The sequence below is a fragment of the Phocaeicola barnesiae DSM 18169 = JCM 13652 genome, assembly GCF_000374585.1.
Classification (GTDB): domain Bacteria; phylum Bacteroidota; class Bacteroidia; order Bacteroidales; family Bacteroidaceae; genus Phocaeicola; species Phocaeicola barnesiae.
In genome coordinates this window covers 37,699-63,014 of record NZ_KB894645.1, presented here as the reverse complement: position 1 = coordinate 63,014, position 25,316 = coordinate 37,699, and the positions used below count along the sequence as shown (strand labels likewise).

At 48.6% G+C, this 25,316-nt stretch carries 20 protein-coding genes and 1 pseudogene; 15 read left to right on the top strand and 6 right to left on the bottom strand.

The features are described 5' to 3' along the window. Nucleotides 1-158: 158 nt before the first annotated feature. Nucleotides 159-1,079 carry a phosphate acyltransferase gene (locus C510_RS0104145; RefSeq protein WP_018710075.1) on the top strand — a complete coding sequence of 307 codons (921 nt, stop codon included), beginning with the start codon at nucleotides 159-161 and terminating at the stop codon, nucleotides 1,077-1,079. A gap of 4 nt (nucleotides 1,080-1,083) precedes the next feature. After that, nucleotides 1,084-2,205, top strand: a complete 1,122-nt coding sequence (gene buk / locus C510_RS0104140; protein ID WP_018710074.1) for a butyrate kinase — start codon at nucleotides 1,084-1,086, stop codon at nucleotides 2,203-2,205. Nucleotides 2,206-2,303: 98 nt separating this feature from the next. Here the strand turns inward: buk and C510_RS0104135 are convergent, their stop codons facing one another. From C510_RS0104135 to C510_RS0104125, 3 genes are all read right to left on the bottom strand, one after another. Beyond that, nucleotides 2,304-2,630: a DUF4491 family protein gene (locus tag C510_RS0104135; protein WP_018710073.1), complete on the bottom strand. Its 327-nt coding sequence runs from the start codon at nucleotides 2,628-2,630 to the stop codon at nucleotides 2,304-2,306. Then, a complete protein-coding gene (locus tag C510_RS0104130) occupies nucleotides 2,630-3,097 on the bottom strand; it encodes an Lrp/AsnC family transcriptional regulator (RefSeq protein WP_018710072.1) in 468 nt (155 codons plus the stop codon). Before C510_RS0104130 ends, C510_RS0104135 begins: the two co-directional genes overlap by 1 nt. Nucleotides 3,098-3,213: 116 nt before the next feature. Further along, nucleotides 3,214-3,618 (bottom strand): hypothetical protein, encoded by a 405-nt coding sequence (locus C510_RS0104125; protein ID WP_018710071.1) that lies wholly within the window; start codon nucleotides 3,616-3,618, stop codon nucleotides 3,214-3,216. A 106-nt stretch (nucleotides 3,619-3,724) separates the two neighbouring features. Between C510_RS0104125 and C510_RS0104120 the strand changes: the two genes are divergently transcribed. From C510_RS0104120 to C510_RS0104065, 11 genes are all read left to right on the top strand, one after another. After that, the gene (locus C510_RS0104120; protein ID WP_018710070.1) at nucleotides 3,725-4,252 is read left to right on the top strand and encodes an NUDIX domain-containing protein; all 528 of its coding nucleotides are present in this window, start codon (nucleotides 3,725-3,727) and stop codon (nucleotides 4,250-4,252) included. Between the two features lie 32 nt (nucleotides 4,253-4,284). Beyond that, nucleotides 4,285-7,302 (top strand): tetratricopeptide repeat protein, encoded by a 3,018-nt coding sequence (locus C510_RS0104115; RefSeq protein WP_018710069.1) that lies wholly within the window; start codon nucleotides 4,285-4,287, stop codon nucleotides 7,300-7,302. Between the two features lie 7 nt (nucleotides 7,303-7,309). Next, complete coding sequence (locus tag C510_RS0104110; RefSeq protein ID WP_026320093.1) at nucleotides 7,310-8,974, top strand: porin family protein; 1,665 nt, start codon at nucleotides 7,310-7,312, stop codon at nucleotides 8,972-8,974. A gap of 220 nt (nucleotides 8,975-9,194) precedes the next feature. Continuing rightward, on the top strand, nucleotides 9,195-11,528 hold the full coding sequence (gene topA, locus C510_RS0104100; RefSeq protein ID WP_026320092.1) for a type I DNA topoisomerase: 2,334 nt from the start codon (nucleotides 9,195-9,197) through the stop codon (nucleotides 11,526-11,528). Beyond that, nucleotides 11,525-12,058 carry a shikimate kinase gene (locus tag C510_RS0104095; RefSeq protein WP_018710065.1) on the top strand — a complete coding sequence of 178 codons (534 nt, stop codon included), beginning with the start codon at nucleotides 11,525-11,527 and terminating at the stop codon, nucleotides 12,056-12,058. The genes topA and C510_RS0104095 overlap by 4 nt, the downstream gene beginning before the upstream one ends. Nucleotides 12,059-12,215: 157 nt before the next feature. After that, nucleotides 12,216-14,108, top strand: a complete 1,893-nt coding sequence (speA, locus tag C510_RS0104090) for a biosynthetic arginine decarboxylase (RefSeq protein WP_018710064.1) — start codon at nucleotides 12,216-12,218, stop codon at nucleotides 14,106-14,108. 22 nt (nucleotides 14,109-14,130) lie between these two features. Beyond that, nucleotides 14,131-14,904 (top strand): acetylglutamate kinase, encoded by a 774-nt coding sequence (gene argB / locus C510_RS0104085; protein ID WP_018710063.1) that lies wholly within the window; start codon nucleotides 14,131-14,133, stop codon nucleotides 14,902-14,904. A 65-nt stretch (nucleotides 14,905-14,969) separates the two neighbouring features. Further along, on the top strand, nucleotides 14,970-15,479 hold the full coding sequence (locus tag C510_RS0104080) for an RNA polymerase sigma factor (protein WP_018710062.1): 510 nt from the start codon (nucleotides 14,970-14,972) through the stop codon (nucleotides 15,477-15,479). Continuing rightward, a complete protein-coding gene (locus tag C510_RS0104075; RefSeq protein ID WP_018710061.1) occupies nucleotides 15,469-15,942 on the top strand; it encodes a hypothetical protein in 474 nt (157 codons plus the stop codon). Before C510_RS0104080 ends, C510_RS0104075 begins: the two co-directional genes overlap by 11 nt. 194 nt (nucleotides 15,943-16,136) lie before the next feature. Beyond that, a complete protein-coding gene (locus C510_RS0104070) occupies nucleotides 16,137-16,841 on the top strand; it encodes a M48 family metallopeptidase (RefSeq protein ID WP_018710060.1) in 705 nt (234 codons plus the stop codon). A gap of 145 nt (nucleotides 16,842-16,986) precedes the next feature. Continuing rightward, complete coding sequence (locus C510_RS0104065; protein WP_018710059.1) at nucleotides 16,987-18,342, top strand: MATE family efflux transporter; 1,356 nt, start codon at nucleotides 16,987-16,989, stop codon at nucleotides 18,340-18,342. Nucleotides 18,343-18,576: 234 nt separating this feature from the next. Here the strand turns inward: C510_RS0104065 and proC are convergent, their stop codons facing one another. The 3 genes from proC to C510_RS16095 all read right to left on the bottom strand — a co-directional run bounded on the left by proC (nucleotide 18,577) and on the right by C510_RS16095 (nucleotide 20,795). After that, a complete protein-coding gene (proC, locus tag C510_RS0104060) occupies nucleotides 18,577-19,350 on the bottom strand; it encodes a pyrroline-5-carboxylate reductase (RefSeq protein WP_018710058.1) in 774 nt (257 codons plus the stop codon). A 205-nt stretch (nucleotides 19,351-19,555) separates the two neighbouring features. Further along, the gene (locus C510_RS0104050) at nucleotides 19,556-19,834 is read right to left on the bottom strand and encodes a hypothetical protein (protein WP_018710056.1); all 279 of its coding nucleotides are present in this window, start codon (nucleotides 19,832-19,834) and stop codon (nucleotides 19,556-19,558) included. Nucleotides 19,835-19,859: 25 nt separating this feature from the next. Then, the gene (locus C510_RS16095) at nucleotides 19,860-20,795 is read right to left on the bottom strand and encodes a helix-turn-helix domain-containing protein (protein WP_018710055.1); all 936 of its coding nucleotides are present in this window, start codon (nucleotides 20,793-20,795) and stop codon (nucleotides 19,860-19,862) included. Nucleotides 20,796-21,023: 228 nt separating this feature from the next. Between C510_RS16095 and C510_RS16090 the strand changes: the two are divergent. Next, nucleotides 21,024-22,100, top strand: a pseudogene (locus C510_RS16090) (efflux RND transporter periplasmic adaptor subunit). 11 nt (nucleotides 22,101-22,111) lie between these two features. Further along, entirely contained in the window at nucleotides 22,112-25,315 is a 3,204-nt protein-coding gene (locus C510_RS0104035) for an efflux RND transporter permease subunit (protein WP_018710052.1), read from the top strand. Nucleotide 25,316 lies beyond the last annotated feature (1 nt).

Here is a 25,316-nt window from a genome sequence, read left to right as displayed (position 1 = left end):
TGAGAAACGGAGCAAATATAGGGATTTAATCAGATTTATTTCCCATATTTGTTTAGAAACTGTCTGTAATCTCCCGTTTGCCTGTTGGGGGAGAAAAACGTCCGTTCGTTTTTCAGACTGTGGCAGTTTCGGATACATTTGTTTAACTGATAACTCTTATGGAACCGATTCGTTCACTCTCACAGATGGTACAGATTCTGCGTTCCCGCTCAATACGCCGGCGGGTAGCGGTGGTCTGTCCCAACGACCCGCATACTGAATATGTTATTATCCGGGCACTTCGGGAAGAAATCGCAGAATTTCTGCTGGTGACGGATGATGAACACCTGGAGGTAGCCTGGCACTTGCGTTCAGCTTCTCCCAATTTCGTCCATATCTATACCGCCGGAACTCCCGATGAGGCTGCTATGCTGGCCGTCCATCTGGTGCGGACAGGCGAAGCCGATATCCTGATGAAGGGACTGATCAATACGGATAACCTGCTGCGGGCCGTGCTTCATAAGGAGCAGGGACTGCTTCCGCGCGGAGGTGTATTGAGTCATGTGGCGGTGGCCAGGGTTCCTCTTTATCATAAATTGCTGTTCTTCTCGGACGCGGCGGTGATTCCCCGTCCTACACTGGAGCAGTTCCGGGCTTTTATCCAGCATGATCTTGCCTTATGCCGGAAACTGGGACATGAAGAACCGCGTGTCGCTTTGTTGCACTGTTCGGAGAAGGTGAACGAGAAGTTTCCGCATACGTTGAGTTATGTGCAGTTGAAGGAAGAGGCTTCGCAAGGTATGTTCGGCCCGGTCTTTATGGACGGACCGATGGATGCCAAGACAGCCTGTGATGCCCATAGCGGAGAAATCAAAGGGCTTTCTTCGCCGGTTGTCGGGAATGCCGATATCTTGGTCTTTCCGAACATTGAAGCTGGAAATACATTTTATAAGACACTCTCCTTGTTCGGTGACGCCGATATAGCTGGTATGCTGACGGGAACCCTTGCGCCGGTTGTCGTACCATCGCGCAGTGATTCAGGGAACTCGAAGTATTACAGCCTGGTGCTCGCTTGTCTGGCAGGGAACCAAAACGATTGATACCATGAAAATTCTAGTCATTAATCCGGGCTCTACCTCCACCAAGTTGGCGGTATTCGAAGATGATTTACTCGTTTGGAAACAGAACGTTTCTCATCCGGCGGCTGAGCTGGCCCCTTTTCAGCATATCAATGAACAGTATGAATACCGGAAATGCCATGTACTGGAGGCCTTGAACCAGGCCGGCATCCCCTTGCACTTCGATGCGGTGATATCCCGTGGAGGTTTGTTGCGTCCGATACCCGGAGGGGTCTATCGGATTAACGAGCACATGAAGCAGGACCTGTGGCATGCCAATATGGAACATGCTTCCAACTTGGGAGGACTGATAGCCGATGAACTGGCTCAGCAGATAGGATGTCCGGCTTTCCTGGCCGACCCGGTAGTAACCGATGAACTGTGTGATATTGCCCGTATCAGCGGTATTCCGGAGTTACCCCGTATCTCGATTTTCCATGCCTTGAACAGTCGGGCCGTATCGCGGAAGTATGCGGCAAGTATCGGTCGTGACTACGAGGAGCTGGATTTGATTGTCGTGCATTTGGGTGGCGGTATTTCGGTCAGTGCCCATCATCGGGGTAAGGTGATTGATGTAAACAACGCCTTGAATGGTGAAGGGCCTTTCAGCCCCGAGCGTGCGGGAACCTTGCCTGCCCGGCAGCTGGTAGACTTATGCTTCAGTGGTAAATATACGCATGCGGAACTCAAGAAACTGATTAACGGGAAAGGAGGGCTGATGGCTTATCTGGGTACTACCGATGTGCCGGAAGTCATCCGCTTGGCCCAGGAAGGGAGCCGGAAGCATACACTGCTGCTGGATGCGATGATGTATACCGTTGCGAAACAGGTGGGAGCCATGTATGTGGCATTGCATTGTCATGCGGATGCTCTTATCGTAACCGGTGGAATCGCTTATAACAAATGCTGTATAGATGCGTTGCACGAGTGGGTAGGTTCCTTGTCGGAGATTGTGGTGATTCCCGGTGAGGACGAGATGACAGCGCTGGCGATGAATGCTATCGGTGCCTTGACAGGCAAGATTCCTTTGCAGACTTACCAGCCCGAGGTACTTGAAAAGAAATTGAGAGACCTGCTCGATGGGTTTGGTACGGATCAGATTTCATGAACGGGGGCTTTCATGTTTGCCCGAGGCAGGGGTGGATATTCCTTGAAAACAACATTCCCTTCCGGATGAACGCATCCGGAAGGGAATGTTATGATGGGTTAAGATTGATGCTGTTCGTATTCGGCTTTCCGTTTGGGGTTCATCGGGAACCATCCTTTCAAGACTCGTTCACGTTGCTCGAACAGTTCCTTGATGGTCCAGAACGAGGAAAACGAAAAGACACCCAACAGCGATGAAATGAGTATGTCTTCTATCCACACGGAACCGGCAATGCCCAGGATTCCCAGAACCAGGAAAATCCACCAGCAGCGTGTTCCCCAATAATATTCGGCTTTCACCACTACCGGGTGAAACAGACCGATAATCAGGAAAGTGCAGATGCCGATGACAATCCCGCCGATGTGGTAGGTGTTCAGCCAATCCATTATTTACCGTCTTTGCGGATAGGAATTTCTTTCTTGATGCTCTGTTCCAGAGAAATCAATGTTTCTGTGGCCGTTACACCCGGAATCTCCTGGATGCGGGAGTTCAACAGTTCCATCAAGTGTTCGTTGTCTGTACAGTAAAGTTTGGTCAGCATGGTGTACGGACCGGTGGTAAAGTGGCATTCCACGATTTCGGGAATCTTCTCCAGCTGTTCTACTACACTTTTGTACATGGAACCTTTTTCCAGTTTGATTCCTACATAGGTGCAGGTGCTGTAACCCAGACTCTTCGGATTGACGTGATAGCCTGAACCGATGATGACACCCAAGTCAATCAGGCGCTGTACACGCTGATGGATGGCAGCACGTGAGACACCGCATTCTGCAGCGACATCTTTGAACGGAATACGTGCATTCTGGGAAATGATTTCCAGAATCTGCTTGTCAAGATTATCAATTTTTTCCATAGTTATGCATCTTGTTATATCATTTTGTAAGCAAATATAGGAAAAGTTTTTTAGCTGACACACTTTTGTCGCAGAAATCACATTTTTTTAAATAAAAAGGTCGTATATTTCTCTTTTCAACCTATCATTTTCTTGATTCCGGCTATTTTACCTTTCCGTTCGAATGAAAAGGTATCGCTATGCTGGTCAAGGTATTCCAACAGGTACAGGCTTTTCTCCAGCAGGTTCTTCTGTTCGTCGTCCGAGGACTGGATGAGCGCATCCTGGTACAGCAGTTCCGCAAGGATTTCTACCCGGTCCAGCAGTTCGTGTCTCTCGAAGGTTTGGCAGAGATACATCAGCAGGTATTCCTTGTCTTGTGTGCAGAAGAATTCTTTCGACTCGAGGAAGTAGGTACGGTACATGCCTTCGAATTCCAGCTGGATATTCTCCTGGGGAAGGTATTCTTTCTTTTCAATCAGTTTTTCGAGTGCATCGAAGAACTGACGGATGAGACGTTTGATATAGTCACGTTCCAACATAATGCTTTAATGTTTCTAGGGTTTGGGGCAACAAAAATACAATTATTTGACTGATTCCTATCATCAATTCAATTATCTTTGCACAGTATCATTAAATTGGAAGTATATGCACCCTTTAGAACTCTTCAAATATTGTCCGAAGTGCGGGTCCTCGCATTTCGAAATCCACAATGAGAAATCCAAGCATTGTGCCGATTGCGGATTTACTTATTATTTCAATTCCAGTGCAGCTACGGTAGCTTTTATCCTGAACCACAGGAACGAACTGCTGGTATGCCGGCGTGGAAAGGAACCTGCCAAAGGAACGTTGGATTTGCCGGGTGGATTTATCGATATGCATGAGACTGGTGAGGAGGGGGTAGCCCGTGAGGTGAAAGAAGAGACTGGTCTGGCAGTGACCGAAGCCCGTTATCTCTTTTCGTTGCCGAATACCTACCTGTATTCGGGCTTCCTGGTGCATACACTCGACCTGTTCTTTCGCTGTACGGTGGCGGAAGACGACCGTCTGCTGGCTATGGATGATGTGGCGGAAACAGGTTGGCAACCGTTGGAACAGGTAAATCCGGAAGCGTTCGGACTGGATTCTGTACGCGAGGGAGTCAGAAGGTTTCTGGCTGCTCACCGGAAAGCATAATGAAAACATTAAAATCAGGAATAAAAAGTTGTATGAAGAATAATAGACAAAAATGGATTGCGGGGCTGCTTTGTGCTTTTCCGTTGGCGATGGCCGCACAACAGACCGAACCGCTGACGGGTCCGCAACGTCTGTTCGAAGATGGAAAAGTCTTGTTCGAACGTCATGATTATGCGGCGGCACGGCAGACTTTGGAGCGTTATCTGCAGGATAAGGACCGTGGTGTTTCCCACGAGGAGGTGGATTATATGCTGGCATGTACGGCGTACGAGCTGCAGTTGCCGGATGCGCTCCGGCAGTTGCAGATGTACCTGGAAGCCTATCCGGAATCCCGTTACAGGAACCGGGTGCAGGCTTTGATAGGTTCCGCTTACTTTTTCGAAGGAAACTATGAAGCTGCGCTCCGGGCGTATCAGCAGGTCAACATCGATTTGTTGGGCGATACCGAGCGCGATGAATGTGCGTTGCGTCTGGGAACTTCGTACCTGAAGATGAATGACTTGGACGAAGCCTATATCTGGTTCTCGGTCATTCGGGCTGCCAGCAGCAAGTATGCGGCCGATGCCCGTTACAACCTGGCTTACATTGACTATGTGAAACAACGCTATGACCAGGCATGGGAAGGGTTCTCTGCCGTGAAGGACCAGCCGGAATATGCGGCATTGGCTCCGTATTATCTGGCAGATATCCAGCTTATCCACAACAATTACCGGCAGGCTCTCCAGTTGGCCGACGCGTATCTGCAGGCTTATCCGCAGCAGGAGTTTGTGCCACAGATGCAGCGTATCGCCGGTGAAGCTCATTACGGACTGAAGGATTATGCCGCCGCCATTCCTTTGCTCGAGGCTTATCACGATGCCGTGGATTTTCCGGCACGGAACGCCATGTATCGCTTGGGTATGAGTTACTTCAATACCGGAGTCTATTCCAAGGCTGCACTTCGTCTGGGCGAGGCTGCCGGACCACAGGATGCCATGTCGCAGAATGCCTATCTGCACATGGGCTTGTCTTATCTTCAGTTGCGCGACCGGAGCCGGGCACGCATGGCTTTCGAACAGGCGGCTACAACGAATTTCGATCCGAGAGCGAAGGAGCAGGCTCTTTATAACTATGCGCTTTGTATCCACGAAACCTCTTATTCTCCGTTTGCCGAATCGGTGACGGTCTTCGAACGGCTTTTGAATGAGTATCCCAATTCGCCGTATGCCGACCGGGTGAACGATTACCTGGTAGAGGTCTATATGAATACACGGAGTTATCAGGCTGCCCTACAGTCGATAGCGAAGATTTCACGTCCGAGCCGGCAGATATTGGAGGCCAAACAGCGGATTCTTTTCCGGTTGGGTACCGAGTCTTTTGCACAGGCTGATTTCCGGGAGGCTATCGATTATTTCTCTCAATCTTTACAGCTGGGTAGTTATAACCAGCGCACGCAGGCCGATGCCTATTATTGGCGGGGAGAATCGAAGTTCCGCTTGGAGCAGTATGTACCTGCCGAGGCTGATATGAAGCTATACCTGGGAGTCGCTCCCAGCCGGAATACGCAGGAGTACGCATTGGCTTTGTATAATCTGGGATATACTTCGTTCAAGCAGAAGAAATACGAAGAAGCTTTGAAATGGTTCAGCCGTTGCGTGCAGAGCGGTAGTCTGATACCTGAAAAATCGGTGGTTGCCGATGCTTATAACCGTATGGGAGACTGTCATTTCTATGCCCGCCGTTTTGCTGAGGCCGGTACACAGTATGCGCAGGCTTCCTCCGTTGACCCTTCGTTGGGCGACTATTCGCTTTTCCAGAAAGGGTTCGTCCAGGGGTTGCAACGTAATTACCGGGAAAAGATACAGAGTCTGAATCAGCTGATTTCTACTTATCCTTCTTCCCAATATGTGGATGATGCCTTGTATGAACAGGGCCGTGCCTTTGTACAGTTGGAAGACAATGCCAACGCCATCAAACGTTATTCCCTGTTGGTGGAACGTTTCCCGGAAAGCCCGCTCTCGCGGAAGGCTGCCAATGAAATCGGTCTGCTGTATTACCAGGATGATAATTACAATCAGGCCATTGCTGCCTACAAGAAGGTTATCCAGTCTTATCCGGGTAGTGAAGAGGCCAAGTTGGCCCAGCGTGACTTGAAGTCCATTTATGTGGATTTGAATAAGGTAGACGAATACATGGCTTATACTTCGAATCTGCCGGGAGGGGTTCAGTTTGATGCCAGCGAACGGGATTCATTGACGTATGTGGCTGCCGAAAAAGCATATATGCGGGGTGACATCGAGGGAGCTGCTTCCAGTTTTACCCGTTATCTCCAGTCGTTCCCGCAGGGTGCTTTCAGCGTAAACGTTACCTATTACCTGGGATTGATAGCCTACAACCAGAAGGATTATACGAAGGCCGGCACTTACTTGGATAAGGTTGCTTCTTATCCGGGCAGCAAGTTTGCGGCAGAAGCGATGGAATTGTCGGCCGAGATGGCTTATAATGCCAAGGATTATAACAAGGCTTTGGGGTTATACAAACGGTTGACGGACCAGGCTGCTACCCCCGAAGTACGTAACCAGGCCGCTACCGGGGCATTGCGGAGCGCATACATGGCAAAGAATCAGGCTGAGATTATCGGAACGGCTTCTACGTTGCTGGCTCAAAGCAAGCTGACTCCTGAACTGGCCAACGAAGCCTATTATTATCGTGCGAAAGCTTTCATGGAAAGCGGAAAGACTGCCGAAGCACTGAATGATTTCATTGTATTGGCTAAAGATACGCGTACCGTCTATGGAGCCGAAGCGAAATATCAGGTGGCCCAGATTTATTTCGACCAGGGGCAGACTGCGAAGGCAGAACAGGAGGTGCTTGATTACATCGAAGTAAGTACACCTCATGCTTATTGGTTGGCCAGAAGCTTCGTACTGTTGTCGGATGTGTATGTGAAGATGGGACGTAAATTGGATGCCAAGCAGTACCTGCTTTCTTTGCAGCAGAACTATCAGGCAGACGATGACATTGCCCAAATGATAGAGACTCGATTGGCTAAACTTAACAGTGTAAAGTAAGAAACGTATGAATACGATTAGAAATATGATTCTGGGGGCTGCCTTGTTGCCGATGCTTCCGGCAGCTGCCCAACAGCAAGCCAAGGATTCTACACTGAACCGGACGGTGGTGGTAGAAAACCAGTATAATCCGGAGGTGATGGATGCCTTTAAGGTGAATGTGCTGCCTCAGATAGAAGAACCGGCTGTGGCTAAACAGCATATCGATTATGCGGAGTCGCAGCGTCCGCTCACGACTTGGGCTGTTGCACCGATGGGGCCGATTACCCGTAGTCTGACACAGCCGGTTGCCCCCCGTGGTTATATCCGGGGTGCATACGGTAACCGGAACAATACCGATTTTAAGGCCAGCTATTTATGGAACATCTCCTCGCGCGACCAGTTGGGCGTGATGGCTTCACTGTATGGCTTGTGTGGTGATATCCCGATGCTGACTGAAGAAGATGACTGGAAATCACGTTTCTTCCGGACTGATTTTTCTCTCGATTATCGGCACGATTTCAAGCGGGTGGCTCTTTGGCTGGGAGGTAATTTTGCTTCACAGGTATTCAATTACATGCCGGCTTCCACTTCGTCTGCCCAACTTCCCGGTTATTTGGACAAACAGCATTATACCTTGGCCGAAGGATATGTCGGTGTTCGGTCTACAGACACATCTTTCCCGGTCCGTTTCGGCATTCAGACCGGGCTGCGCAGCTTCAGCCGAAAGTATGCCCAGATGGGTTTATGGGAGGGCTCTGAAAATATTTTCCATACAAAGGGGTATATGGAAGGGGATATCTCCGATGAACAGCAGGTGGGTTTGAACCTGACGATGGATAATGTGATTCATGACGTTGACCAGCAGGATTATACCTTGCTCCGGCTGAATCCGTACTATACGTACAGGAATGGCAGTTTCGAAGCTCATCTGGGAGCACATGTCGATTGGCAGACAGCATACCATGGGGGTATCAAGGCTGCACCGGATATTGAACTGGCTTATACCTTTGCTACTTCCAACCGGTTGTATCTGAAAGCTGGTGGAGGAACTCAGTTGAACGATTTCCGTCAGTTGAATGATATTTCTCCCTATTGGTTCCAGACGGAGCAGATGCGTACGACGTACACTCCGATGGACCTTTCTCTTGGATTGAAAGCTTCGCCTGTACCGGGATTGGGCCTGCATCTGTACGGAGGGTATCGGATGGTAAAGAATGAAATCTTCGTTCTTCCTGGAATGGCTGATGAGAATGCTTTTTATGTGTATGCCGGGTTGGCACAGGATAAGGCTAAGCTGGGCTACGGAGGAGCATCGGTCAGCTATGCATACCGTGACTGGTTCGATTTCTCGGTAGACGGCGCTTTTTATGGTTGGAGCGTGGATGAAGGTAAGGAAGCCTTGCTGATGCTGAAGCCTGCTTTTGAAATCGGTTTATCTGCTCGCTTCAAGATTTTGGAAGGTCTTCATGCCGGACTTTCTTATCGGTATGAAGGACGTAAGAACATTGACTCTTTGGATGGCAAGGCCGATCCGGTAAACGAACTGAACTTGCGTGCCGACTATGAACTGATGGAACGTTTCAACGTGTTTGTTTCGGTCAATAATCTGCTCAACAAGACTTATCTGCAGTCAAACGGTTATCCCATGCAGAAACTCTATGTCATGGGAGGAGTAAGCTACCGTTTCTAAAGAGCAGTACCTTTGGGATATTTCTTGTCCGGAAACAGTGTCCTTTTCTGTGGGAGGCTGCTTCCGGACATTTTTTTTGTTACATCAGTATCTCTTTCCTGCATTTTCTTGTCTTAAAACCTGTAAAAACGAACAAAAAAGAAGAAACATACCTTATTATAGGGAGAAAAATCTGTTTTTTTCCTACATTTGCCCAGAAACTTTAATGGAATACATTGTTATGCAGAATAATCTAGTAATAGTCGAATCTCCGGCAAAGGCGAAAACCATCGAAAAGTTCCTGGGAACAGGCTATAAGGTGCTCTCCAGCTACGGACATATCCGTGACCTGAAAAAGAGAGCATTCAGTATCGATATTGCGGATAATTTCAAACCGATTTATGAGATACCCGAGGATAAGAAGAAGGTGGTGGAAGAACTGAAGGCGGAAGCAAAGAAGGCCGACATGGTCTGGCTGGCATCCGATGAGGACCGCGAAGGAGAGGCTATCTCTTGGCACTTGTTTGAAGTATTGAAACTGAAACCCGAGAAGACCAAGCGGATTGTATTCCATGAAATCACAAAGACTGCTATCCTGAAAGCTATCGAACATCCGCGGGACATCAATGTAGATTTGGTGAATGCGCAGCAGGCACGACGGGTGTTGGACCGTATTGTAGGTTTTGAGTTGTCACCGGTATTGTGGAAGAAAATCAAACCGGCTCTTTCTGCCGGTCGTGTACAGTCGGTGGCCGTCCGCCTCATAGTTGACCGTGAACGTGAAATCCAAGGTTTCGTGAGCGAGGCTTCTTTCCGGGTTACGGCAGTTTTTGATGACGGAAATGGAAACGAAGTACGGGCTGAGCTGAACAGACGTTTTAAGACGAAGGAAGAAGCGAAGGATTTTCTGGAAAAGTGTATAGGAGCTGAATTCAAGATTGAAGACATTACGACCCGTCCGGTCAAGAAATCTCCGGCTGCTCCGTTTACTACTTCTACCTTGCAGCAGGAGGCTGCCCGTAAATTAGGTTATACAGTGGCACAGACCATGATGCTGGCGCAGCGTCTGTATGAAAACGGATTGATTACTTATATGCGTACCGACTCAGTGAACTTGTCGGAACTGGCATTGGGTACCAGTCGTGAAACGATTGTTTCTCTCATGGGTGAACGGTATGCGAAGACCCGCCAGTATGCTACCAAGACCAAGGGTGCCCAGGAAGCACACGAGGCCATTCGTCCGACTTACATGGCGAACCAGAGCGTGGAAGGCACATCGCAGGAACAGCGCCTGTATGAGCTGATTTGGAAACGGACCCTCGCTTCACAGATGGCCGATGCTGAACTGGAAAAGACCACAGCTACCATCTCAATCTCCGGCGTGGAAGATGTGTTTGTTGCTGTGGGTGAGGTAGTGACTTTTGACGGTTTCCTGCGTGTTTATAAAGAGTCATACGATGACGATGCCGAACAGGAAAGCGAGAACCGGCTGTTGCCGCAACTGGTAGTCGGTCAGCAGTTCACGAACCGTGAGATTCAAGCTGTGGAACGGTATACACAGGCGCCGCCTCGCTATACAGAAGCAAGCCTGGTACGTAAACTGGAGGAATTGGGTATCGGACGTCCGTCTACCTATGCACCTACCATTTCTACCGTACAGCAGCGAGGCTATGTAGAGAAAGGCAATCGCGAAGGTGTACAGCGTACTTATGAAGTTCTGAAACTGACCGCTGGAAAAATAAAAGAATCGACCCGTACCGAAATGACGGGAAGTGAAAAGTCTAAGTTGCTGCCTACCGATGTGGGTACTGTGGTCAATGATTTTCTGATGGAATATTTCCCGGCCATTATGGATTACAATTTTACGGCAAATGTAGAAAAGGAGTTCGACGAAGTAGCTGAAGGCGAGAAGCCTTGGACCGGATTGATGGAACAGTTCTATCAGAAGTTCCATCCGCTGGTGGAACAGACTCTTTCGGTCAAGAGTGAACATAAAGTAGGCGAACGTGTTTTGGGTATTGACCCTTCATCCGGTAAACCGGTTTCGGTTAAGATTGGCCGTTTCGGACCGATGGCACAGATTGGTTCGGCCGAAGATGAGGAGAAGCCGCGTTTTGCCCAGTTGAACAAGGAACATTCTCTGGAAACGATTACCTTGGAAGAAGCCTTGGAACTGTTCAAGTTCCCGCGTGCCTTGGGCGATATTGACGGTAAACCGGTTACGGTAGGAAAAGGTAAGTTCGGACCGTATATCCGTTACGAAAATACTTATGTATCTATCCCGAAGACAGTAGACCCGTTGAGTGTCACTTTGGAAGAGGCTGAGCAGATGTTGAAGGATAAACAGGAAGCTGAGGCTAAAAAAGTCATCAAGACTTTTGCTGAGAATCCGGATCTGCAGATTCTGAACGGTCGTTACGGTCCGTATATCGCGTATCAGAAGAAGAACTATAAGATTCCTGAAAATGTGGAGCCTGCCGACCTGAATCTGGATGCTTGTTTCAAGGTCATCGAACTGCAGAAAGAGAAATCGGAAACTCGCAAGGTGATTCGTTCAGCTAAGAAGAAAAAATGAAACGGATTTTTCTGATAGGTTATATGGGTTCGGGCAAGACTACGCTGGGAAGAGCGTTTGCCCGTGCCACTGGTCTGGAGTTTATCGACTTGGACTGGTATATCGAAGAGCGTCTGCACAAATCCATCTCTATACTTTTTGCAGAACGTGGTGAAGATGGTTTCCGTGAGCAGGAAAGGAAGATGCTGCATGAGGCTGGAGAGTTCGAAGATGTGGTCATAGCCTGTGGTGGAGGAACTCCGTGTTTCTTTGATAATATGGAATACATGAACCGGCAAGGTACGACCGTTTTTCTGGATGCTCACCCCGAGGTGTTGTTCCGTCGGTTGAAGATAGCCAAAGCCAAACGTCCTTTACTGGCCGATAAGACCGATGAGGAACTGATGGAGGTGATAGTAAACGCTTTACAGAAGCGTTTGCCTTTCTATTCGCAGGCTCGGCTTCATTTCAATGCAGAGCGGCTGGAGAGCTATGAGCAGATTGACGAATCGGTAGAAAAACTGAAAGAGTTAATAAATAAAAATAATTAAAAAACGGAGCCTCTGTTGGGAGGTGTACATTGAAGTGCAGATTCATGAAGATTCGGTAACTTGTGAAGTGGACGGATTTTCCTTTGTTTGCTGGCTTCATCCGATAATCCTTGAATTTAAAAGTATATTAGTATAAACGTAGACTTTATGTTGTGAAATGAGAAAATGGCGTATTGAAGATTCTGAAGAACTCTACAACATTACGGGGTGGGGTGTCTCCTACTTTGGTATTAATGACAAAGGTCATGTAGTGGTAACTCCCCGTAAAGACGGGGTACAGGTCGACCTGAAAGAACTGGTCGACGAACTGCAGCTGAGGGATGTAACAGCCCCCATGCTGGTACGCTTCCCGGATATATTGGATAACCGGATTGAAAAGATATCCAATTGTTTCAAACAGGCATCCGAAGAGTATGGCTATCAGGCCCAGAACTTTATCATCTATCCTATCAAGGTGAACCAGATGCGTCCGGTTGTAGAGGAGATTATCAGCCATGGAAAGAAATTCAACTTGGGTCTGGAGGCCGGTTCGAAGCCGGAACTTCATGCCGTTATCGGTATCAACACTGATTCCGATTCGTTGATTATCTGCAACGGGTATAAAGACGAGAGTTACATCGAACTGGCACTGTTGGCTCAGAAAATGGGTAAACGGGTGTTCCTGGTCGTGGAAAAGCTGAACGAATTGCGCCTCATTGCCCGCATGGCCAAACAGTTGAACGTACGTCCCAACATCGGTATCCGCATCAAACTGGCTTCTTCGGGAAGCGGCAAATGGGAGGAAAGCGGTGGCGACGCCAGTAAGTTTGGACTGACTTCCAGCGAATTGCTCGAAGCGCTTGATCTTATCGAGAAGAAAGATTTGAAGGATTGCCTGAAGTTGATTCATTTCCATATCGGCAGTCAGATTACCAAGATACGTCGTATCAAGACGGCTTTGCGTGAGGCTTCGCAGTTTTATGTGCAGCTTCATCAGCTGGGATTCCAGGTGGAGTTTGTCGATATCGGCGGTGGTTTGGGTGTGGATTATGACGGTACACGTTCGTCTACCAGCGAAAGTAGTGTGAACTATTCCATTCAGGAGTATGTGAACGACTCTATTTCCATCTTGGTAGATGCCAGCAATAAGAACGGTATTCCGCATCCGAATATCATTACAGAAAGTGGACGTTCGCTGACGGCTCACCATTCGGTGCTTATTTTCGAGGTCTTGGAAACGGCTTCTTTGCCAGAAATGCCGGAAGAATTTGAAGTAAGTCCGGAGGATCATGAACTGGTGCAGGAATTGTATCAGATTTGGGACAATCTGAATCAACGGACCATGCTGGAGGCTTGGCACGATGCCCAGCAGATACGTGAGGAATCACTCGATTTGTTCAGTCACGGTATTGTAGACCTGAAAACACGTGCTCAGATAGAACGGATGTACTGGTCTGTTTGTCGGGAGATAAACCGGATAGCTGCGGGATTGAAGCATGTGCCCGATGAATTCCGGAATCTGGACAAACTGCTGGCCGACAAGTATTTCTGTAACTTCTCCCTGTTCCAGTCGTTGCCTGACCTGTGGGCGCTCGACCAGATTTTCCCGATTATGCCTATCCAGCGTCTGGATGAACGTCCGGACCGGACAGCTACCTTGCAGGATATTACCTGTGATTCGGACGGAAAGATTACGAATTTTGTAACGAGCCGTAGCGTGACGCATGATTTGCCGGTACATACGGTCAAGGCCAAAGAATCTTATTATATCGGTGTGTTCCTGGTAGGAGCTTATCAGGAAATTCTGGGGGATATGCATAACCTGTTCGGCGATACCAATGCCGTTCACGTATCTGTAGACGATAAGGGTTACAGCATCGACCAGGTGATTGACGGTGAGACCGTAGCTGAAGTATTGGATTATGTACAGTATAATCCGAAGAAATTGGTACGTAACCTGGAAACCTGGGTAACCAAATCAGTCAAGGAAGGAAAGATTTCGCTGGAAGAAGGAAAAGAATTCCTGGCGAACTACCGTTCCGGTCTGTACGGATATACTTACTTGGAGTAACAGGAAGATAAAGGAGGAAAACATGAAAGAGAAACTGACTATTATAAAGGTAGGTGGAAAAATCGTTGAGGAAACAGATACCTTGAATCGTTTGTTGAGCGATTTTTCAGCTGTTCCTGGCTATAAACTGCTGGTACACGGTGGTGGACGTTCTGCTACCCGTATCGCTGCTCAATTGGGTATTGAAAGCCGAATGGTGAACGGACGCCGTATCACCGATGCCGAAACACTGAAAGTGGTGACGATGGTTTACGGTGGCTTGGTCAACAAGAACATCGTGGCAGGTCTGCAGGGCAAGGGCGTGAACGCTGTTGGTCTTACAGGGGCTGATATGGGAGTTATCCGTTCAGATAAACGTCCGGTGAAGGATGTGGACTATGGATTCGTAGGCGATGTGAAAGAGGTACGTGCCGATGTATTGGTACAGCTGATTCGTCAGGGAATTGTACCGGTCATGGCTCCGTTGACTTATGACGGTGCCGGCGGCTTGCTGAATACCAATGCCGATACCATTGCCGGCGAAACAGCCAAAGCATTGTCCGAAGCATTCGATGTGACGCTGATGTACTGTTTCGAGAAAAAAGGTGTACTGCGTGATGAGAATGATGATGACAGTGTGATTCCGGTCATCACTCCGGACTTGTTTCGTCAGTATGTGGACGAGGGAGTGATTCAGGGAGGCATGATTCCGAAGCTGGAGAATTCTTTTTCGGCAGTCGAGGCTGGAGTTATCCAAGTGATAATCACCTCAGCATCAGCCATCGACGGGAAATCCGGAACAATCATTAAAAAATAATTCAAAAAAAATAGGCGGGTGGGTGTAACTTTTGTTCTACTCACCCGTCATTAGTATAGAAAGCAATGCAAGAAATCAGTTTCCGAAACGATATACTGCCGTTGAAGGACAAGCTTTTCCGATTGGCGCTCCGTATCACGCTCGATAGAGCCGAAGCGGAGGATGTCGTGCAGGATACGTTGATTAAAGTCTGGAACAGGCGCGATGAATGGGCACAGTTTGATTCCATTGAGGCCTATTGCCTGACGATTGCCAGAAACCTGGCTATCGACCGGAGCCAGAAGATGGAAGCCCAACATATCGGGTTGACTCCGGAAACACAGGAGATGCCTGATGCATTGACTCCCGACCGCCAATTGGAGGACAGCGAAAGGTTGAAGCTGGTCCATCAGTTGGTGAACGAATTGCCGGAGAAGCAGCGTACAATTCTGCAACTCCGTGATATCGAAGGGAAAAGTTACAAGGAAATAGCCGATTTGCTGCAGGTTACCGAGGAGCAGGTAAAAGTGAACCTCTTCCGGGCCAGACAACGAATCAAGTTAAAATATAACGAAATAGAAACGTATGGATTATAAGTACATCGAACAGCTTTTGGAACGCTATTGGAACTGCGAGACTTCTTTGGAAGAAGAGCAGATTCTTCGGGCTTTCTTCCAGCAGAAAGAACTGCCGGCTCATCTGCTCCGCTACAAATCCTTGTTTGTTTATCAGGAGGTAGCGAAGGAAGAGAAGTTGGGAAGCGATTTCGATGAACGGATTCTGGCAGAAATTGAGCGTCCGGTTGTAAGAGCCAAGCGTTTGACTATGCATTCGCGTTTCATGCCGCTTTTCAAGGCTGCGGCGGTACTGGCCTTACTTTTTACAGTAGGGGGTGTCGTCAAGGAATCATTGGGTAGCGGTTCGGCTGGTGTGGTTTATGTGTACGACCAGTTTGAAAATCGGGCAACCGACCCGCAAGTGGCGTACGAGGCCGATACGGCAAGAGTCCCCGTCAATAAGGTGGTGGAAAAACCCCGTATAGAAAACACCAAACAGTAACGAACATTTTCATTTGCTTTTATATAAATAGTTAGTGCTTATCTATAATAGAAAAACGAGGCTGTGAAGTTTCAATTCTCTCAAATTAAATTACTAACTCAAATACATGAAAAGGATTACCGCGTGAGCAGTAATCCTTTTTTTATTGAGGCAGAGTAGGATTTCTCAACCGGAAAAGTCCTATCTTTGTGCCCATGGCTACACAACGTATATTGGCAGATGAGGATTTCGGACGTATTGTTATCCGTACCCGAAGAACGGCACGGAATATCTCGATGCGTGTCAGACCGGAAGGTCTGTATGTGGTCGTGCCTCCTTTCAGCCGGGCAGATAAGATTTTGGAGGCTATTGCTCCTTTCCGTCCCAGATTGTTGGAGTCCTTTAGGAAAGTGGCTGTGCGGTTGATTGATTTCAATTTTAGTATTCAAGCCGATTGTTTTCGTCTGTCGCTTGTTCCGAGCCGTTTGCGTTGTTTTACGGTGAAGGAAGAAGGAGAGGAGATGCGGATTTATTGTCCTGCCGATACCGATTTCGGTCGTGATGAGGTGCAGAAGCTTGTCCGTAATGCCATTGTCCGTGCCTTGAAGCGGCGGGCGGAGTCGTTTCTGCCTCCGTTGCTGGCTGCCTGGTCTGCACGTTGCGGCCTGCCTTACCGGAAAGTGCGGATTACCGGAGCCCGTACCCGTTGGGGAAGCTGTACCGCTACGCGTACCATCAGTCTTTCGTGTTACCTGATGCTGGTTCCGGCACATCTGATGGATTATGTCATGTTGCATGAGCTGGCTCATACCCGTGAGATGAACCACGGTCCTCGTTTTTGGGAACTGCTTGATAGTCTGACTGACGGACAATCGCACCGTTTACGGGCGGAACTCCGGAACTTCCATACTGGTTTCTGATTCCTGGAAATTGATATATGTCAAGAAATTCGGACATGGATAAACATGCGTGTCTATTTGCTGTACCTTTGTGTCCGAAAAACGGAAGGGGATAGTGGTGTCGTCTGTTATCGTCTGTCTGTTGTGGTATTAGTTTGGAAGAAGTATGGTTGAAACTCCTGTTATTCGGACGGTCAGCATCCGGAAAGAACTGACCAAATTGGTTATTCCTATATTCATTGAAACCCTTCTGATTATGATGCTTGGTGCCGTAGACACCATCATGCTGAGTCAATACTCGGATGAAAGTGTGGCGGCAGTAGGTGTTGTGAATCAGATAGTCATGTTTGCTTTTCTGATATTCGAAGTCATCAATATCGGTACTTCGGTATTGTGCTCGCAATACCTGGGAGCTGGTCTGCGGAAGAAGATGGTGCAGGTGGTAGGAGTATCGTTGCTGCTGAACCTGGCGGTGGGGGTATTGGTCAGTCTTATCCTGCATTTCGGAGCAGCCACGCTGTTGGGCTGGATGGGTCTCCGTCCGGAGTTGTTGAAGTATGGTATCGGATACATGGAGATTGTGGGAGCTTTCGCCTTCTTTCAGGCGCTTTCGATTACGGTATCGGCTTCGCTTCGTAGTGCGAATAAAGCCATTTATCCCATGCTGGTGACTGTATTGGTCAATGTGTTGAACATCATCGGCAACTATTCCTTGATTTTCGGTAAATTCGGTTTTCCTGCCCTGGGAGCTGAAGGAGCGGCCATTTCCACTTCGATTGCCCGTGGGGTAAGTATGGTCGTGCTGTTCATTATCCTGTTCCGTAAGCACATTCCCAGTTTCCCGCGTGCCTGGTTCCGTCCTTTCCCATGGATTGAGCTGAAGAACCTGATGAAGGTCGGCCTTCCGTCGGCGGGCGAGAACATGTCCTATAGCTTTTCGCAGGTAGTCATCACCTTTCTTATCAACATGTTGGGAAACAATGCGCTGGCAACACGTACCTATACGGTGAATATCGTGATGTTTGTTTATCTTTTTGCCATTGCCATGGCGCAGGGAGGGGCTATCAGCATCGGCCACCTGGTAGGTCAGCGGAAAATCCGTGCCGCATACCTGTTGGGGAAATATGTCATGCGGCTTTCTATCCTGGTATCGTTGGTCCTGTCGTGTATTTGGGCGGCTTTGGGTCATACCATTTTCAGTCTGTTGACCAGTAACGAGGAAATTATCCGCCTGGGTGTCATGGTGATGTTGATAGATATTGTGGTGGAGATTGGCCGTGCGGTCAATATCTATGCCACGAATGCCTTACGTTCGGCGGGAGATGTCAATTATCCGTTTTATGTGGGCCTGGTGGTACAATGGAGTGTATCGGTCGGTCTCAGTTATCTGTTAGGCATTTATTGGGGCTGGGGACTCGCCGGCATGTGGTGCGCTTTCCTGCTGGACGAGAATATCCGGGCCATCATTTTTGTCCGCCGCTGGAACAGCCTGAAGTGGGCCAAGAAGGGCTTCGTGAAATAACTGGATTTGTGATTTGACTGATGAGGATTGAAGCGTCTAAAAACAAACGTTTGTTTGCCTGAAAACGTCCGTTCGTTTTAGTTCATTTGCGAGCATGTTTTCATGCAGATGCGAGGACGTTTTTTTTAAGTTAAAACTGAAGTGGGATTCCACTTGTCCGTGAGTGGAATTTCAGATAAAAGAACGGGACGGCATATTTCTGTCGTCCCGTTCTTCTATCTGAGAAGCTTGTCTTTACATGCTTGCTTTGATGGCATTGATGACGGCCGAAGTAAATCCGTCGTGTTCCAGTTGGTTGATACCTTTGATGGTGATTCCACCTGGAGTCGTAACCTTTTCTATTTCGAGTACCGGATGAGTCTGCTCGTTCTTCAACAGCAATTGCGCGGCACCTTCTACCGTCTGTGCCACCATTTTCATGGCATCTTTGGGCTTGATACCTAATTCTACGCCGGCCTGCATGGCTGCCTGTACATATTTCAGTACGTAGGCGATACCGCAGGAAGTCAGTGAAGTGGCTGCGGCAAACTGTTTTTCTTCGATGAGGATAGACATTCCCATTTCGTTGAACAGTTCTATCATCTGTTTTACCTGAGTGTCCGACGCGTTGCGTGCGGCAATCAGGGTCATGCTGGCCAGTTCGGAAATGGCTGTGTTCGGAATTACCCGGAAAATCGGCATTTCCGGGTCGACGAAATGAGCCAGGTTTTCGAATGTCAGTCCGGCGGCTACCGAAACCAGAATCTGCGGTTGGCGTAACCGTAGAGGCTCCAGTACCTCCTTCACTTTCCAGGGTTTGACGGCGATGATGACGATATCGGCATCTTCGGAAGCTTCCTTGTTGTTGTGTGTTGTCCGGATATCCGGGAAATCTGCTTTCAAGGCTTCCAGTTTCCCGCTGCTGGGATTGGATACGATGATGTCCTGTGCCTTGATGTAATGACCGTGTGCCAGACCGCGTGCAATAGCTCCGCCCATGTTGCCGGCTCCAATGATTGCTACCTTCATATTGATTCTAGGTTGGTTTTATATTGAAAACAAAGATAAGTATTTGTTTTCTGACCGAAGAACTGAAAACCGACAAAGTCTGCAAAAGAATGAAATATATTTCCGATTGTTCTTGCCGGCTCTTTATCTGTTCTCCCTTCCGTAGCTTCTTGTGTATTGCCGGGAGGGCGGTATTCTGCCGCCAGTGTCTCCCAGCTGTTGTTCATTACAGGTTAGAGGCTTCCAGATGGATGTGTTCGGAAGGAATAAGGTCCTCGAATACACACTTTTTCAGTTCGGCCGTATAAGCGGATGTCTGGGCTTCGTCCGCCTCTTCAGGAGGAACGACCGAGAAACAGAACAGATGGGCTTCTATCTTCTTTACATGGAAAAGATATCCGGGGTATCTGTTCTGGAAACCGAGAACAAGGTCCTCTGCCTGAGCATGGAACCTTACGATGTAGTCACGCTGAATGCTGACAATGAAAAATTTGGTTTTGTTCATATATGTTGGTTTTTAAAGATTGTTTTCAGTCGGTAGGCAAGTCCTGTTCTTTTGGGTCTGCCGTAAACGGATGGCTGCTCCGGTATTCGGACGGAGTGACTCCCAGGTGTTTCTTCACGTATTGGGCAAAGAACGAGATGTTCGAGAACTCGAACGCGATGGCTATTTCCTTGATGCTTTTGTTGGAATACCTCAGTTCGTGGATGATGCATTCGATGGCATTTTCATGAATCAGTGTCAATGCATTCTTCCCGCTCACCTGCTTGATGATACGGGACAGGTATTTGGGGGAATAGTTGAACTGTTCGGCATAATACGCCAAGGTACGGTGCCGGCCGTTGTCGGAAGTCAGCGCTTCCATGAAGCGTTTGAAGATGAAATCCGGCTGGTTGACCGGCTGGCGTGTCCCTTCTTCCGGACTTATGGTATCTTTTCCGATGGCGGCGATGAATTCGGTAAAGAATGCCGATGACAGGTAGAGCAGAATCTCTTTCTGATAAGGATTCTCCTTCTGTGTAATCTTGTTCTCTATCAGGTTCAGATACAGACGGAAAAGACTTTTCTCCTTTTCACCGAGATGTTTGATGGGATTCCGGTGCAGGTAGTTGAAAGACTTCCAGGTGTATTTCTCTGTCTGTGTGAGCCGCTGTATGAAGCGTCCGGAAAGACAGATAATCTTGACCTGATAATCGGGTGAGGCAAGTATCTTTCCGATGAACGTATTGGGTAGACCTACCAGCAGGTCGTCTGTCTGCAGGCGGTAGGATTTGTTGTTCAGTTCCAGATTCACTTCACCTCTGGTACAGTATATCATCAGAAATACTTTTGTCCGGGCGCTCTTTTCACCGGCCAGCATGTTTTCCAGCCGGTCTGTCATGAAAAGATAGTCGTCTATACAGCTGTCCTGCCGGCTATATTCCTGCAGGGCTTTGATGTCCATCAGTCTGATTTCCTCTTCCATCCTTTTTTTTGCAAAGGTGAGATTTTTATCCGGGTATCGCTATTCTATTTTCTTCCATTCCTGTTTCATTTTCTCCTTTTAACGAAATTAAGCGTTCCGGAAGTGGAAAATGGAATATTTCTGGCTGAAAATCTGTTCCTTCTGTCTGCGGGTAAGGTGGTACTTTTGCGCAAATTTTTTAATCGAATGAATATGACACTGAAAAGAATCAAATGAAAGGTATGGTTGATGATGTTCATCGGCTGTGCCGTTTGTGGAACCTCCTGCCAGAACGGGCAGAAAGAAGAGACGAAACAGCAAGGATATACCTTGGCTACTGTCCGTGCGGGACAGAATAAGGAAATCGTCACTTCGTATTCGGCTTCCATCGAAGAAAGGTAGGATATTGATATTTTCCCTCAGGTTTCGGGATATATTGTGAAGTTGAATGTATCGGAAGGAGATGCCGTCAAGAAAGGACAGGTACTGTTTGTGATAGACCAGGTTCCTTATAAGGCCGCACTCGAAACAGCGGTGGCAAACGTGAAAGTGGCCGAAGCCAGCCTGGCTACAGCCGAATTGACCTATAAGAGTACACAGAAGCTGTATGCACAGAAAGTGGTGTCCGATTTCAACCTGCAGACCAGTGAAAATTCTTATCTGACGGCCAAGGCACAACTGGCACAGGCCGAGGCACAGGAAGTGAACGCGCGCAACGACCTGTCGTATACCGAAGTGAAGAGTCCGAGCAACGGTATGGTAGGTATGCTTCCCTACCGGGTAGGTACATTGGTCAGCCCGAGTATGCCTCAGCCGTTGACTACCGTTTCCGACAATTCGGATATGTATGTTTATTTCTCCATGACCGAGAATCAGTTCCTGTCGCTGGCCCGCCAATACGGTACGATAGAGAAGGCGCTGCAGGAGATGCCTGCCATCCGTCTGCAGCTGAATGACGGAACTGCCTATGAAGAGAGCGGCAAGATAGAATCCATCAGTGGAGTCATCGACAAGGAGACCGGTACGGTTGGAGTACGGGCCGTTTTCCCGAATCCTAAACGGTTGCTGCACAGCGGAGCATCGGGCAGCGTACTTATCCCCAGTACTTATACAGACTGTATCATCATTCCGCAGGGAGCTACCGTACAGTTGCAGGATAAACTGATTGTCTACAAGGTAGTGGACGGGAAGGCTGTCTCTACGTTGATTAAAGTGGCTCCGGTGAACGACGGGAAGGAATACATTGTACTGGAAGGCTTGAAGGCTGGCGATGAAATCATTTCAGACGGAGCCGGTATGGTCCGCGAAGGCACACAGGTTAAATAAACGGGAGGCTTATGAAAGGAAATATATTTATCAAAAGGCCGGTCATGGCCTTGTCTATCTCGATACTGATTCTGATTGTAGGATTCATCTCATTGTATACACTACCTGTAGAACAGTATCCGGATATAGCGCCGCCTACCGTCAAGGTAGATGCTACCTATACGGGTGCCAATGCCGAGGCGGTGATGAACAGTGTCATCATGCCGCTGGAGGAAAGCATCAACGGTGTGGAAGACATGATTTACATTACTTCTACCGCCACGAATGCGGGTACAGCGGAAATTCTGGTCTACTTCAAACAGGGAACCGACCCGGATATGGCGGCCGTGAACGTACAGAACCGTGTATCCGAGGCACAAGGTCTGCTTCCGTCGGAAGTGACGGCTATCGGAGTCAGTACCATGAAACGGCAGAACAGCTTCTTGCAGATCAACAGTTTGATCAGTCCTGACAAGCGGTATGACGAGACCTTCCTGGCCAACTATCTGGACATTAACGTCATTCCCCGTATCAAACGTATCCAGGGTGTAGGTGATGTACAGCTGTTGGGCGATACGTACAGTATGCGTATCTGGATGAAGCCGGACAAAATGGCTCAGTACGGACTGGTGCCCTCGGATGTAACGGCCGTTTTGGGTGAGCAGAATATCGAAGCTCCAACCGGTTCGTTGGGTGAGAGTTCCGACCACGTGTTCCAGTATACCATGAAATACAAGGGTCGTCTGAAGAGTGTGGAAGAATTCGAGAACATGGTGATTCGTTCACAGAAAGACGGTTCGGTACTTCGGGTTAAAGACATTGCAGAAGTAGAACTGGGACGTGAATCGTACAGCTTCCACGGTGAAGCGGACGGAGTACCGGGTGTTACTTTCATGGTCTTTCAGGTAGCCGGCGCCAACGCTACGGCGGTAAACGAAGAGATTACTTCGCTGCTGGACGAGATGTCCGAAGAACTGCCTGAGGGAACGGAGTTTATCCAGATGATGAGTGTGAACGACTTCCTGTTCGCTTCTATCCATAATGTAATCGAAACCTTGGTTATCGCCATTATCCTGGTGATTCTGGTGGTATATTTCTTCTTGCACGACTTCAAGAGTACGTTGATTCCGTCTATCTCTATCATCGTTTCGTTGATTGGTACTTTCGCCTTTCTGTCGGTGGCCGGATTCAGTATCAACATCCTGACCTTGTTTGCCTTGGTATTGGCCATCGGTACAGTGGTGGACGACGCCATCATTGTGATTGAGGCTGTGCAAGCCAAGTTTGATGTGGGTTACAGTTCGCCGTATCTGGCTACCAAGGATGCCATGAGCGATGTGACGATGGCGGTAGTCTCCTGTACCTTTGTCTTCATGGCGGTATTTATTCCGGTAACTTTCATGGGAGGAACCTCCGGTGTATTCTATACCCAGTTCGGTATTACCATGGCTGTGGCGGTAGGTATCTCCTGTCTGAACGCCTTGACTCTCTGTCCGGCCTTGTGTGCCATGATGATGAAACCTTCGAGCGGTAAGCAGAATGCCCGTAGCCTGAACAGTCGCATCCGCGCCGCTTACAACGCTTCGTTCAATGCCATGATGGGCAAATACAAGAAAGGCCTGATGTTCTTCTTCCACCACCGGTGGATGGTTTGGACCTCGCTGGGTATCGCTTGTGCGCTGCTGGTTTGGTTGATGGCTACTACCAAGACCGGTCTGGTACCTCAGGAAGACCAGGGAACCATGATGGTGAATATCAGTACATCGCCGGGTAACTCATTGGCAGAGACCAATAAGGTGATGGATAAAGTACAGGATATTCTGGAGGATACACCGGAGATAGAACACTTCTCCCGTATTACCGGTTACGGATTGCTGTCCGGCCAGGGAACTTCGTACGGAAGTGTCATTATCCGTCTGTATCACTGGGATGAACGAAAAGGAAAGGAACATACGGTAGAGGCCGTGATGAAACGGCTGAACGAGCGCTTCAGCGCCATTAAGGAGGCACAGGTATTCTGCTTCCAGCCGGCCATGATTCCGGGATACGGAACCGGTAACGCCATCGAGCTTTACATGGAGGATAAGACCGGAGGCGAGATGGAGACTTTCTACAATTCGGTGAACGAGTTCATCGGTGCTCTGAACCAGCGTCCGGAGGTGGCCATGGCCTACAGCTCTTATGCCATGAACTTCCCGCAGGTAGCTGTCGATGTGGATGCTGCCAAATGTAAGCGGGCAGGTATCAGCCCGAACGATGTACTGGATGTGGTTGGAGCTTACTGCGGTGGTTCGTATGTATCAAACTTCAACAAGTTCGGTAAGGTATACCGTGTAATGATTCAGGCTGACCCGGCTTCACGTCTGGATGAACATGCTTTGGACAACATGTTCGTGCGTAACGGCGATGAGATGGCTCCTGTCAGTCAGTTTGTAACGCTCCGTTCTGTACTTGGAGCGGAAATCGCCAAGCGTTTCAACCTGTACAATACCATCAATGTCAATGTGAATGTGGCAGAAGGTTATTCTACCGGTGAAGAGCAGCAGGCCATCCGGGAAGTAGCTGCCCAGACGTTGCCATCCGGTTACGGTTACGAATACGGAGGTATGGCCCGTGAAGAGGCCAGCAGCGGCGGTGCGCAGACAGTCTTCATCTATACGCTCTGTGTCGTGCTGATTTACTTGATTCTTGCCTGTCTGTACGAAAGCTTCTGGGTACCGTTGGCAGTCATCCTTTCTGTACCGTTCGGATTGATGGGTAGCTTCCTCTTTGCCCGATTGGCCGGACTGGAAAACAATATTTACCTGCAGACGGGTGCCATCATGTTGATTGGTCTGTTGGCTAAGACAGCCATCCTGATTACAGAATATGCCATCGAACGCCGTCGGGCAGGTATGGGTATCATTTCGTCAGCCTATTCTGCCGCCCAGGCACGTTTCCGTCCGATTATCATGACGGTGCTCTGTATGATATTCGGTATGTTGCCGCTGATGTTCTCTACCGGTGCTGGAGCCAACGGAAACAGTTTACTGGCTACGGGTGTGGTAGGTGGTATGCTTATCGGAACATTGGCCCTGCTGTTTGTAGTACCGGTATTCTTCATCGTTTTCGAGTACCTGCAGGAAAAATTGCGGGGCCCGATGCAGAAGGAACCCGATGCGCAGCTCCTCTACGAAAAAGAACAGACACTGATAGAAAAGAGTGCCTTTAATACGGAAAACCAACAGAAATCCTGAT